The organism is Micromonospora sp. NBC_01392, from assembly GCF_045040125.1.
Lineage (GTDB): Bacteria > Actinomycetota > Actinomycetes > Mycobacteriales > Micromonosporaceae > Micromonospora.
On the sequence record NZ_CP109549.1, the window covers coordinates 6360232 to 6373121 of the forward strand.

10 protein-coding genes are annotated in these 12890 nt (G+C 74.1%); 6 read left to right on the forward strand and 4 right to left on the reverse strand.

Features of this window, described 5'->3' with window-relative positions:
- Positions 1–151: 151 nt before the first annotated feature.
- From OG767_RS27685 to valS, 5 genes are all read left to right on the forward strand, one after another.
- Positions 152–1588, forward strand: a complete 1437-nt coding sequence (locus OG767_RS27685) for an AlkA N-terminal domain-containing protein (RefSeq protein WP_405091138.1) — start codon at positions 152–154, stop codon at positions 1586–1588.
- Positions 1585–2097 (forward strand): methylated-DNA--[protein]-cysteine S-methyltransferase, encoded by a 513-nt coding sequence (locus OG767_RS27690; protein WP_405091139.1) that lies wholly within the window; start codon positions 1585–1587, stop codon positions 2095–2097. The genes OG767_RS27685 and OG767_RS27690 overlap by 4 nt, the downstream gene beginning before the upstream one ends.
- Positions 2098–2132: 35 nt before the next feature.
- Positions 2133–3947, forward strand: a complete 1815-nt coding sequence (locus tag OG767_RS27695) for an ABC transporter ATP-binding protein (protein ID WP_405091140.1) — start codon at positions 2133–2135, stop codon at positions 3945–3947.
- Positions 3944–5797 carry an ABC transporter ATP-binding protein gene (locus tag OG767_RS27700; RefSeq protein WP_405091141.1) on the forward strand — a complete coding sequence of 618 codons (1854 nt, stop codon included), beginning with the start codon at positions 3944–3946 and terminating at the stop codon, positions 5795–5797. Before OG767_RS27695 ends, OG767_RS27700 begins: the two co-directional genes overlap by 4 nt.
- Positions 5798–5957: 160 nt before the next feature.
- Positions 5958–8522 (forward strand): valine--tRNA ligase, encoded by a 2565-nt coding sequence (gene valS / locus OG767_RS27705; RefSeq protein ID WP_405091142.1) that lies wholly within the window; start codon positions 5958–5960, stop codon positions 8520–8522.
- Between the two features lie 100 nt (positions 8523–8622).
- Here the strand turns inward: valS and OG767_RS27710 are convergent, their stop codons facing one another.
- From OG767_RS27710 to OG767_RS27725, 4 genes are read right to left on the reverse strand one after another with little or no spacing between them, the layout of a single operon-like run.
- Positions 8623–9333 carry an ABC transporter permease gene (locus tag OG767_RS27710; protein WP_405091143.1) on the reverse strand — a complete coding sequence of 237 codons (711 nt, stop codon included), beginning with the start codon at positions 9331–9333 and terminating at the stop codon, positions 8623–8625.
- Positions 9333–10292: an ABC transporter ATP-binding protein gene (locus OG767_RS27715; protein WP_405091144.1), complete on the reverse strand. Its 960-nt coding sequence runs from the start codon at positions 10290–10292 to the stop codon at positions 9333–9335. The genes OG767_RS27710 and OG767_RS27715 overlap by 1 nt, the downstream gene beginning before the upstream one ends.
- Positions 10289–11170, reverse strand: a complete 882-nt coding sequence (locus tag OG767_RS27720; protein WP_107158989.1) for an ABC transporter permease — start codon at positions 11168–11170, stop codon at positions 10289–10291. Before OG767_RS27720 ends, OG767_RS27715 begins: the two co-directional genes overlap by 4 nt.
- A complete protein-coding gene (locus tag OG767_RS27725) occupies positions 11163–12077 on the reverse strand; it encodes an ABC transporter ATP-binding protein (RefSeq protein ID WP_405091145.1) in 915 nt (304 codons plus the stop codon). Before OG767_RS27725 ends, OG767_RS27720 begins: the two co-directional genes overlap by 8 nt.
- A 143-nt stretch (positions 12078–12220) precedes the next feature.
- Here OG767_RS27725 and OG767_RS27730 point away from each other — a divergent pair, with 143 nt between their 5' ends.
- Positions 12221–12802, forward strand: a complete 582-nt coding sequence (locus OG767_RS27730) for a DM13 domain-containing protein (protein WP_405091146.1) — start codon at positions 12221–12223, stop codon at positions 12800–12802.
- Positions 12803–12890: the final 88 nt, after the last annotated feature.

Here is a 12890-nt window from a genome sequence, read left to right on the forward strand (position 1 = left end):
CCCGCCGCACCGGCAAGATCCACGCCACTACGCCGGGGTGGCGGTATCCGAGGGCCGGGGATACCGCCACCTCGCCGAGCTGGCGCGACTGCCGCACGTCAGGTCCGAATCCCGCCAGCCGAGCGGCCGGTCCGGGAGGCAGGATCGGGGCATGGAGCTGGACTTCGAGCGGTGCTACCGGGCCGTCGACAGCCGCGACCCGCGGTTCGACGGCTGGTTCTACACCGGCGTCACGTCGACCGGGATCTACTGCCGGCCGTCCTGCCCGGCGACGACACCGAAGCGGCAGAATGTCCGGTTCTTCCCGTCCGCCGCCGCCGCGCAGGGCGCCGGGCTGCGGGCCTGCCGCCGGTGCCGGCCCGACGCCGCGCCGGGCTCCCCGCAGTGGGACGTCCGGGCCGATCTGGTCGGCCGCGCGATGCGGCTGATCGCCGACGGCGTGGTCGACCGGGACGGCGTCCCCGGGCTGGCCACCCGGCTGGGCTACACCGAGCGGCACCTGCACCGCATGCTCCAGGCCGAGCTGGGCGCCGGCCCGCTGGCGCTGGCCCGGGCGCAGCGTGCGCAGACCGCCCGGATTCTGGTCGAGACCACCGGGCTGGGCCTGGCCGAGGTGGCCTTCGCCGCCGGGTTCGGCAGCGTGCGACAGTTCAACGACACGGTCCGCGAGGTGTTCGGCGTCACCCCGTCCGAGCTGCGGGGCGGCCGGAGCGGCTGGCCGACGGCCGGCGGGGCGGGCACCATCACGCTGCGACTGGCCTACCGGCCGCCCCTGCACGCGGACGCGCTGCTGGACTTCCTCGCCCTGCGCGCGCTGCCCGGCATCGAGGAGGTCCGCGACCGGACGTACCATCGCGGGCTGCGCCTGCCGCACGGCCCCGGCACGGTGGCGCTGACCCCGGCCGGCGGGCACGTGGCCGCCACGCTGCGGCTGGCCGACATGCGCGACGTGGCACCCGCGGTGGCCCGCTGCCGCCGCCTGCTCGACCTGGACGCGGACCCGGTCGCGGTGGACGCCGTCCTGGCCGACGATCCGGCGCTGGCCCCGGCGGTCGCGGCGGAGCCCGGCGTCCGGCTCCCGCACGCGGTGGACGGCTTCGAGACCGCGGTCCGCGCCGTCACCACCCAGCAGATCTCGCTCCGCTCGGCCCGGACCACGCTCACCCACCTGATCGCCGCCACCCGGTCCGACGACGGGGCACCGGTTGGCCTGCGGGCGTTCCCGAGCGCGGCGGAGGTGCTCGCCGCGCCGGACCCGGCGTTCCGCATGCCCGGGGCCCGGCGGGAGACGATCCGGGCGTTGGCCCGCGCCGTCGTCGACGGGGAGCTGGACCTGGACGCGGGCGGCGACCGGGAAGAGGCCGCCCGGCGGCTGGTCGCGCTGCCCGGCGTCGGGCCGTGGACCGCCGGTTACCTGGCCATGCGCGCGCTCGGCGATCCCGACGTCATCCTCGCCACCGACCTGGGCGTCCGCCGCGGCGCAGCCGCGCTCGGCCTGCCCGACGACCCGAAGACCCTGACCGCGTACGCGGACCGCTGGCGCCCCTGGCGGTCGTACGCGACGATCCGACTCTGGAGAGCAGCATGACCACTCTGGACAGCACCGTCATCGACACTCCCGCCGGGCCGCTGAGCGTGCTCGCCGGGCCCGGCGGGGCGGTGCGTGCGGCCGGCTTCACCGCCGACCCGACGACCCTGGTGCCGTTGACGCACCCGAGCCTGCGCGGTGACCTGCGGGAGCGGGCCGACCTCGGGCCGGTGACCGCGGCCGTCCGGGCCTACCTCGACGGTGACCTGACCGCGATCGACGCGGTCGAGGTGGAGCAGCACACCAACGGCGTCTTCCTGGCGCACGCCTGGCGGGTGCTGCGCGACGTGAAGCCGGGTGATCCGGTGACGTACACCGGGTTCGCCGCGCTGGCCGGCCGGCCGGCCGCGGTCCGCGCCGCGGCGGCGGCCTGTGCCCGCAATGCCGCCGCGCTCTTCGTGCCCTGCCACCGGGTGTTGCGCACCGACGGCGCGCTCGGTGGCTACCGCTGGGGGCTGGACGTGAAAAAGTGGCTTCTCGGGCATGAGGGACGGGTGACGGCTAGCTGACCCCGCACGGTCCCACCGGCCGTTACCGTCGGTTGGTGCCCGCGCCCAGCGACGGCAATCCCGCGGCGCATCCGGTCGCCCGGTCCCAGCCGCTGCGCAACCTCTGGCGGCTGCGGCCCTACCTGCGCCCGTACGCGACGGAGTTCGCCTGGCTGCTGGTCGCCGCGCTGGCCGCGACCGCGGCGAGCCTGGCCGTCCCGCTGGTGGTGCAGCGGGTGGTGGACGGGCCGGTGGCCCGGCACGACGGCTCCGGCCTGCTCCGGCTCGGCGCGCTCGCGCTGCTGCTCGGGCTCGCCGAAGCCGTGCTGATCTTCATCCGGCGGTGGACGCAGTCGTCCTCGTCGGTGGGCATGGAGGCGGCCATCCGGGCCGACATCTACGCGCACCTGCAACGGCTCCCGGTCGGCTGCCACGACCGTTGGCAGTCCGGTCAACTGCTCTCCCGGATCACCAGCGACCTTTCGGTGATCCGCCGGTTCCTCTCCTTCGGTCTGCTCTTCCTGGCGCTCAACCTGATCACCTACGCCGCCGTGGTGGTGCTGCTGATCCGGCTGCACCCCTGGCTGGGGCTGCTGGTCGCGGCCAGCGCCGTCCCGCTGTTCCTGATCAGCCGGCGGTTCGCCCGGCACTACCACGCGGCTTCCCGTCGCATGCAGGACCAGCAGGGCGACGTGGCCACGCTGGTCGAGGAGACCGCGCAGGGGCTGCGCACCATGCGGGCGTACGGGCGGGGCCCGGAACTGGCCGCCCGGTTCGCCGCCGGCGCCCGCCGGCTGCACGACACCGGGATCGGCAAGGCCCGCCTGCTGGCCCGCACCTCCGCGCTGTTCGACCTGGTGCCCAACCTGACGCTCGGCGCGGTCCTGGTGGCCGGCGCCGCCGCCGTGGCCGGGGGCGCGCTCACCATCGGGCAACTGGTCGCGTTCGTCAGCCTCCAACTGATGCTGATCTGGCCGGTGCAGTCACTCGGCTGGATCATCGCGAACGGGCAGGAGGCCGCCACCGCCGCCGACCGGATCCAGGAGGTGCTCGACACGCCGCCGACCATCGTGGACGCCCCGCACGCCCGGTCGCTGGGTCGGGGTGAGGTCCACGGCCGGCTCCGCTTCGAGCGGGTGAGCTTCCGCTATCCCGGCGCGCCCGCCCCGGTGCTGCACGACCTGGACCTGACCGTCGAGCCGGGCGAGACGCTCGCCCTGGTCGGCGCCACCGGGTGCGGCAAGAGCACGTTGCTCTCGCTGGTCCCCCGGCTGCACGAGGTGACCGGCGGCCGGCTCACGCTCGACGGGCACGACGTACGCGACCTGCGCCTCAGCTCGCTGCGCCGGCTGGTCGGGGTGGCCTTCGAGGAGCCGACGCTGTTCTCCATGTCGGTCCGGGAAAATCTCACCCTGGGCCGGCCCGAGGCCGGCGAGGAGGAGATCCGGGCCGCGCTGACGCTGGCGCAGGCGGACTTCGCGTACGAGCTGCCGTGGGGCTTGGCCACCCGGGTCGGTGAGCAGGGGCTGTCGCTCTCCGGCGGGCAGCGGCAGCGGCTCGCGCTGGCCCGGGCGGTGCTCGGCCGGCCCGCCCTGCTGGTCCTCGACGACCCGCTCTCCGCGCTGGACGTGCACACCGAGGCGCTTGTCGAGGCCGCGCTGCGCCGGGTACTGCGGAACACCACGGCGCTGCTGGTGGTGCACCGGCCCTCGACCGTGGCGCTGGCCGACCGGGTGGCGCTGCTGGAGGCCGGTCGGGTGGTGGCCGTCGGCACCCACTCCGAGATGCTGGCCGGGGTGCCGGCGTACCGGGCGGTGCTCTCCGCCGAGCCGGAGGGTCGGCCGGGCGGCGTCGGCCTGGTGCGGTCGTGACCGCGCCGGACGCCGACCTGACCCGGTGGCGGGGCCGGGCCACCGACCCGGACGCCGACCGCAGCCGCGCGGAGGGCTCGTCACCGGCGGCGGTGACCCGGCTCCGCGTCCGCAGCCGGCTCCTGCTGCGGACGCTGCTCCACCCGCACCGGGCGCCGCTCGGGCTGGCCGTGGCGCTGCTGCTGGCCCAGAACGCGGCGGCGATGACCGGCCCGTACCTGGTCATGCTCGGCATCGACCGGGGCATCGGGCCGCTGCGGGCCGGTGACGCCGGGCCACTGGTCGCGGTCGCCGCCGCGTTCGTCGTGGCGACCGCCGTCGAGTACGCGGCCCGGCGCGCGTTCCTCGCCCTCGCCGCCCGGATCGGCCAGGCCGTCCTGCTCGACCTCCGCCAGCGGGTGTACGCGCACTTCCTCCGCCTCGACGTCGGCTTCCACGAGCGGTACACGTCCGGCCGGATGGTGTCCCGGCTGACCAGCGACCTGGAATCGATCGGTGAGCTGGTCGACGGCGGGATCGACCGGCTGGTCATGGCCGTGCTGTCGGTGCTGTCGGTGGCGGGCATCCTGCTCTGGCTGGACCAGCCGCTGGCCGCGGTCACGCTGTTCGCGTTCCCGTTCCTGTTCGGGCTGTCCCGCTGGTTCGCGCGGGCCTCCGCCGGGGCGTACCGGCGCACCCGGGAGGCGGTGGCGCTGGTCATCGTGCACTTCGTCGAGTCGCTGCGCGGAATCCGGGCCGTGCAGGCGTTCCGCCGCGAGCCCCGCAACCAGCGCATCTTCGCCGCGGTCAACGACGACTACCGGCGGGCCAGCCTGCGCGCGTTCCGGCTGATCGCGATCTACTCGCCGGGCATCCGGCTGATCGGCAACCTGACCGCCGCCACGGTGCTCGCGTACGGCGGCTGGCGGGTGCTCGGCGGCCACACCGAGGTCGGCGTGCTCGCCGCGTTCCTGCTCTACCTGCGGCGGTTCTTCGAGCCGATGGAGGAGCTGAGCCAGTTCTACAACTCGCTCCAGTCGGCGACCGCGGCGTTGGAGAAGCTGGCCGGGGTGCTGGACGAGCGCCCGGCGGTGGCCGAGCCGGCGCGGCCGGTGCCGCTGCCCGCCGGGCCGCCGCGCGGCGCCGTGGTCTTCCGCTCGGTCTCCTTCGGCTACCGGCCGGAGACGCCGATCCTGTCCGGGCTGGAGCTGACCGTCCCGGCCGGACAGACCGTGGCGTTGATCGGCCCGACCGGGGCCGGCAAGTCCACGCTGGCGAAGCTGCTGGCCCGCTTCCACGACCCGGACGCCGGCTCGGTCCACCTGGACGGGGTGGACCTGCGCGACCTGGCCGACGCCGAACTGCGCCAGGCGGTGGTGCTGGTCACCCAGGAGACCCACCTGTTCAGCGGTTCCGTCGCGGAGAACATCAGGTTCGGCCGCCCGGACGCGGACGACGCCGCCGTGGTGGCCGCCGCCCGGGCCATCGGCGCGCACGAGTTCATCGCCGCGCTGCCCGACGGGTACGCCACCGACGTGCACCGACGTGGCGGCCGGCTCTCCGCCGGGCAGCGGCAACTTGTCGCGTTCGCCCGGGCGTTCCTGGCCGACCCCCGGGTGCTGATCCTCGACGAGGCCACCTCGTCGCTGGACGTGCCGACCGAGCGGCTGGTGCAGCGCGCGTTGCGGAACGTGCTGTGCGACCGCACCGCGCTGGTGATCGCCCACCGGCTCTCCACCGTGGAGATCGCCGACCGGGTGCTGGTGCTCGACGCCGGCGGGATCGTCGAGGACGGCCCACCAGCCGAGCTGGCCACGGCAGGTGGCCGGTACGCCGCCCTGCACCGCCAGTGGCGCGACTCGCTGCTCTAGCTGTCCCTTCCTATCCCTTCCCATCCCGTCGATCTTGCGCTTCGGGCCCGGCGAATGTCCCGTTCGCGGCTTATGCCGGGGCAGAGAGTGCAAGATCGACGGGCGGTGGGGCCGGGGGAAAGACGTGGAGCGGGCCGCCGGGGGTGCCTACCATCGGCGGATGACCGACACGACGAGGACGGGGCGCTCCGGCGTCCCCGAGCGTCCGAGCCTGGACGGGCTCGAGGAGACCTGGGCCCGTCGCTGGCAGGCGGACGGCACGTACGCGTTCGACCGCACGAAGGAACGCGCGGACGTGTACTCCATCGACACCCCGCCGCCGACCGTGTCGGGCGAGCTGCACATGGGGCACGTCTTCTCGTACACGCACACCGACGTCGTGGCCCGGTTCCAGCGGATGCGCGGGCGGACCGTCTTCTACCCGATGGGCTGGGACGACAACGGGCTGCCCACCGAGCGGCGGGTGCAGAACGTCTACGGCGTGCGCCCCGACCCGGCGCTGCCGTACGACCGGGACTGGCGACCGCCGGCCACGCCGGTGAGCGCCGACGCCCGGAAGAACCCGACGGCGATCTCCCGACGCAACTTCATCGAGCTGTGCGAGACGTTGACCGTGACCGACGAGCAGGCGTTCGAGGCGCTGTGGCGGCGGCTCGGCCTCTCCGTGGACTGGTCGTTGACGTACACCACGATCGGGTCGGCGGCACGCGCGGCCAGCCAGCGCGCGTTCCTGCGCAACCTGGCCCGCGGTGAGGCGTACCAGGCCGAGGCGCCGACGCTCTGGGACGTCGGGTTCGGCACCGCGGTCGCGCAGGCGGAGCTGGAGGACCGGGTCCGGCCCGGCGCGTACCACCGGCTGCGGTTCACCGGGCCGTACGGGCGTGAGGTGCTGATCGACACCACCCGGCCGGAGTTGCTGCCGGCCTGCGTGGCGCTGGTCTGCCACCCCGACGACGAGCGGTACGCCGACCTGGTCGGCACCGCTGTGCGTACCCCCGTCTTCGGGGTGGCGGTGCCGGTGCGCGCGCACGCGCTGGCGGACCCGGCCAAGGGCACGGGCATCGCGATGGTCTGCACGTTCGGTGACCTGACGGACGTGACCTGGTGGCGTGACCTGCGGCTGGACACCCGGGTGGTGGTCGGCCGGGACGGGCGGCTGCTGCCGGAGCCGCCGGCGGACGTGCCGGCGGGGCCCTACGCGGTGCTGGCCGGGCAGAGCGTCAACGGCGCCCGGCGCGCGGTGGTGGAGCTGCTGGGCGAGGCCGGCGACCTGGTCGGCGAGCCGCGCCCGATCACCCACCCGGTGAAGTTCTACGAGCGCGGCGACCGGCCGCTGGAGATCGTCTCGACCCGGCAGTGGTACCTGCGCAACGGCGGCCGGGACGCCGACCTGCGCGACGAGCTGCTGGCCCGCGGGCGCGAGCTGCGCTGGGTGCCGGCGCACATGCGGCACCGCTACGAGCACTGGGTGGGCGGTCTCACCGGCGACTGGCTGGTCAGCCGGCAGCGGTTCTTCGGCGTGCCGGTGCCGGTGTGGTACCGGCTCGACGACACTGGCGAGCCGGACTGGACCCACCCTCTCACACCGGACGAGGCGACGTTGCCGATCGATCCGACAAGCGAGCCGCCGCCCGGTTTCGCCGAGTCGCAGCGCGATCGGCCCGGTGGCTTCACCGGCGATCCGGACGTGCTGGACACCTGGGCCACCTCGTCGCTGACCCCGCAGCTCGTCGGCGGGTGGGAGACCGACCCGGACCTGTTCGCCCGGGTCTTCCCGATGGACCTGCGCCCGCAGGGACACGACATCATCCGCACCTGGCTGTTCGCCACCGTGGCCCGCTCGCACCTGGAACATGGTGTGCTGCCCTGGCGGACGACGGTGCTCTCCGGCTGGATCCTCGACCCGGACCGGAAGAAGATGTCCAAGTCCAAGGGGAACGTGGTCACCCCGATGGGGTTGCTGGCCGAGCACGGCTCCGACGCGGTCCGCTACTGGGCCGCCAACGGCAAGCCGGGCATGGACCTCGCCTTCGACCCGGCCCAGGTCAAGGTGGGCCGCCGGCTGGCCACCAAGCTGCTCAACGCGTCCCGCTTCGCGTTGGGGCTGGGCGCCGCCGACGCGCTGCGGGCCCCCGCCAGTGAACCGCTCGACACCGCGATGCTCGCCGAACTGTCCGGCGTGGTCGCGGTGGCGACGTCGGCCCTCGACGGGTACGACCACACCGCCGCCCTGATGGCCACCGAGGCGTTCTTCTGGCGGTTCTGCGACGACTACATCGAGTTGGTGAAGGAACGCGCCTACGGCGAGGGGCCGGCGGCCGACTCGGCGCGGGCGGCGCTCGCCACCGCGCTGTCGGTGCAGTTGCGGCTCCTCGCGCCGGTGCTGCCGTTCGTCACCGAGGAGGTCTGGTCCTGGTGGCGGTACGGCTCGGTGCACCGGGCGACGTGGCCGACCACGTACGAGGTGGACCGCGCGCTGGCCGCGCCCGGCAACCCGGAGCTGCTGCGGCTGGCCGCCGACGCGCTGGGGCAGGTGCGCCGCGCCAAGTCGGAGCGGAAGCTGTCGATGAAGGCGGACGTGCCGCTGGCCGAGGCGCTCGGGCCGGCGGCCCTGCTCGACCAGCTCACCACCGTGGCCGACGACGTGCGCGCGGCGGGGCGGATCGCCAAGCTCGATCTGCTGCCCGACCGCACCCCCGAGCTGGTCATCGCCTGCGCGTTCTGACGCCGCTCGGGCCGGGATGCAAGGAGGGGCCCCCTCTTAACACGCGCGTGTTAGAGGGGGCCCCATCTATACCGGAGGCGTTAACAGGGGGCCCGGCCTTTCAGCTCGTCTCGCCGGCGACGCTGAAGGAGCGGAGGCGGTCTACGGCCAGCGCGGTGAAGCCGACCGTCACCAACACGGTCAGCACGGCCGCCACCGGCACCGAGACGGTGGTGCCGAGCAGCGCGGTCGGTGCGATGCGGTCGGCCATCGCGATCACCCACTGCTGGACCGAGAGCACCTTGGTGCCGTCGACGAACCGGCCGAGCAGCCCCTCCCAGATCAGCACGTAGACCAGGCCGAGCAGCACCGGCCGCCGGCTCACCAGGCTGAGCGCCAGGAACAGCGCCGAGTAGGCCAACGCGCCGGCCACCGACGCGGCGACCAGGGCCAGGCCGAGGCGGACCGAGTCGGCCAGCACGCCGGCCACGTAGAGCGGGACGGCGACCGTGACCGCGCTGACGCCGGCCGCCACCGCGAGCTTCGGCAGCACGATCTGCCAGCGGGGCAGCGGCTTGGTGAGGATGTGCACCACGGTGCCGTCGTCGATCTCGGCGCCGAGCACGCCGGTGCCGACGATCAACGCGACCACCGGCAGCACCACGGCCAGGCCGAGGCCGACCAGCACCGGCGGCCCCCACTGGCCCGGGTCCACCCCGAGCGACCGGCAGAGCACCGCCAGGCCGATCAGGACCAGTGGCAACGGCAACAGCATGAGGAACCGGCTCCGGCCGAACAGGCCGCGGGCGGTGATCCAGGTAACGGTCGACATCAGGCCTCCACCAGATACGAGAAGACGCTCTCCAGCGACTCGTCCTCCGGCAGGAGCTGCCGGACCCGGATGCCGTGGCGGAGGGCGATCCGGGGCAGGGCCCGGGTGAACGCGCCGTAGTCGCCGGCCTTGACGGTCAGGCCGGTGCGGCCCAGCTCGACGCCGGAGACCGAGGACTCGGCCATCAGCGCCACCGCCAGCGCCCGGTCGTCGGTGGAGCGCACCGCGAAGACGTGCGGCCGGTTGGTCATCAGACGGCGGATGGTGCGGTAGTCGCCGGAGGCGGCCAGCCGACCGGCCACCATCACCTGGACCGTGCCGGAGACCTGCTCGACCTCCTCCAGGATGTGCGAGCTGAACAGGATGGTCCGGCCGGCGTCGCCGAGGGAGTGCAGCAGCGCCATCATGTGCAGCCGCTGTCGCGGGTCCATCCCGTTGAACGGCTCGTCGAGCAGCAGCACCTGCGGGTCGTGCACCAGCGCGGCGGCCACCCGGGTGCGCTGCCGCATGCCCTTGGAGTAGGTGCCGATCCGGCGGCCCTGCGCGCCCTCCAGCTCGACCAGCTCGATCGCCCGCCGGGCCGCCGCCTCCGGGTCCGGCAGCCGGTGCAGCTTCGCGCTGGCCAGCACGAACTCGTACGCGCTGAGGAACGTGTGCACCGCCTCCCGCTCGCTGACCAGGCCGAGCCGCCGGTAGACGCCCGGGTTGCGCCAGGTCGGCTCCCCGTCCAGCGTCACCGCGCCCCGGGACGGGGCGAGGAACCCGGCCATCATGTGCAGCAGCGTGGTCTTCCCGGCGCCGTTCGGGCCGAGCAGGCCGGTCACCCCGGGGCCGAGCCGCATGGTGACGTCGTTGACCGCCACCACGTTGCCGTACCAGCGGGAGACGCCGGCCAGGTCGAGGGTGCTTGTGGTGACGGCGGGCGCGTCGGCCGCCGGTTGCGTGTGCAGCGCCGTCATCGGGCGGCCACCTTCCGGTATCGCAGGAGCAGCAGGCTGACGCAGGCGGCGACCAGCAGGACGGCGACCACCGCGTAGACCGGCCCGAAGCCGCCGATCGGGATGCCCCCCTCCTGTCCCTGGGTCAGCAGGTCGCCCAGCGCCCAGGTGCCCACGCCACTGACGAGCGACGACGGGGAGGCGAGGAACGCCAGCTCGTTGACCGTCCGGGAGGGCATGATGGACAGCACGCCGACCACCGGCGTGGTCATCAGGAACACCGCGACGATGCCGCCGGCGGCGAAGGCACGCTTGCCGGTCAGCGACGCGACCAGCAGGCCGATCGAGGCGAAGACCACCGCCCACAGCCCGGCGTAGAGCAGGCCGGGCAGCAGGTCGAGCAGCTCGTCCCACACCCCGCGCATGCCCCGCGAGGTGGTGAACGCGGCGCCGAGGAACATCACCAGCTGCGGACCGCCGAGCAGCAGCCAGAGCGCGGTCATCAGGGCCGCCAGCTTGGCCAGCGCGTAGTCGCCGCGGGGCAGCGGACGGGAGAAGTAGAGCGGGAGCACGCCGCTGCGCAGGTCGCGGGAGACCAGCTCGGGCGCGGCCACCGCGACGAAGAAGATGACCAGCCAGCTCATCGCGTCGGCGAACTGGGCGTACGTCAGCACCACCTGGCCGAGCTGGCTGCGGACCGCGGTCAGCCCGGCGGCCACCACGGTGACCACGGCCACCACCAGCCAGGGGAAGATCTTCGCCTTGGCGCTGCGGCCCAACCCGAAGACGGTACGCAGACCGTGGCCGTAGAGCGCGCCGAAGACCTGCCGTCGGCCCAGCCGTGGGCCGGTGTATCGCTGGTATCCGATGTCGTGGATGACGCCTGTCGCGTCAGACATGGCTGGGCTCCCTCGGGGCGAAGAGCTCGGCCACCCGGTGCCGTCGCTGGTCCAGCCGGTGCAGCGGCAGGTCCAGCTCGGCGACCGCGCCGAGGATCAGGTCGTAGGTGTGGTCGTCGGCGAGCGGGACGAGCAGCAGCCGCCCGTCCCGGGACACCGGCAGGTCGAGCGCGGTGAGCCGGGCCGCCAGCTCCTCCGTACCCTCGCTCACCTCGACGGCGAGCACGTCGGTGGCGGTGGTCATGGCGGCGACCCGGTCGGCGCGCAGCAGCCGGCCGCCGTCGATGGCGACAAGCGTGTCGCAGATCCGCTCCACCTCGCCGAGCAGGTGGGAGCAGACCACCACGGAGATGCCGAACTCGGTGCCGATCCGGTGGATGAGCGCCAGCATGGCGTCCCGGCCGGCCGGGTCGAGGCCGTTGGTGGGCTCGTCGAGCAGCAGCAGGTCGGGGTCGTGCACCAGGGCCTGGGCGAGCTTGACCCGCTGCTTCATGCCGGTGGAGTAGCCGCCGACGGCCCGGTGCCGCTCCTCGTGCAGGCCGACGTGGCGCAGCGCCTCGGAGGCGCGTTCCCGGGCCACCGTGCGCGGCAGCCCGCTCATCCGGCCCAGGTGGGTGACCAGCTCGGCGGCGGAGAGATCCGGCGGGAGGGCGTCGTGCTCGGGCATGTAGCCGACCCGGGCGCGGACCTGCGCCGGATCGGTGGTGGGGTCGAGGCCGAGCACCTGCACCCGGCCGCTGGTCGGCGGGAGCAGACCCAGCAGGATCTTGATCAGGGTGGACTTGCCGGCGCCGTTGGCGCCGACCAGCCCGATGATCCCCGGCTCGACCGACACGGTGAGGTCGGCCAACGCGGTGACCCGGCCTCCGTACGTCTTGGTCAGCGACTCGGTCGCGAGCAGTGTCACGCTGCCAGCCTAGGAAGCGCGGGCCCGCCTTTGCACCGGGAAACGCTCGGGGTTGTCCCTGATTCGGCCCGGACACCGCCGGTAAGGCTTCCGTAAGCGGCCGGACCGGTGCCCGCCGCGCCCGGCACCGGGACACTCGACGCATGCCGATGCGTCTGCTGCGTGCGCCGCTGACCTGGATCGCCGTCGCCGTCCTCGTGGTCGGGGCGGCGACCGCGCTGTACTGGTTCCAGCCCTGGAAGCTGGTCACCGACACGGAGGTGCACGAGGAACTGGTGGCGGTGCCGTCCGGGGTGCCCTCCGTGGTGCCGTCCACGGGGTCGGCCGGGCCGTCGCGCCCGGCCACGCAGTCGCCGACGCCCGCCGGCCCGGTGCTGCTCGGCGGCGGCGAGTTCGTCAGCCACGAGCACGACACCCGGGGCGCCGCCCGGATCGTCCGCACCGCCGACGGGCGGCACCGGCTGGAACTGGTCGGGCTGGACACCTCGAACGGTCCGGATCTTCAGGTCTGGCTGACCGACCAGCCGGTTCGGACCGGGCCGTCCGGGTGGCGGGTCTTCGACGACGGGCGGCACGTGGCGCTCGGTCCGCTCAAGGGAAACCGGGGCGACCAGGCGTACGAGATCCCCGCCGGAACCGATCTCACCGGGCTGACCAGCGTCTCCATCTGGTGCGAGCGGTTCGCCGTCTCGTTCGGCGCGGCGGCGCTGACGACCGCCGACTGAACCCGCCCGGCGACACCCGGTCGACCTGCGGGTGACCGGGAGGTGGAGTGGCGCTCTCGACCGATCGCCGGTGGGCTGCGAAACTGTG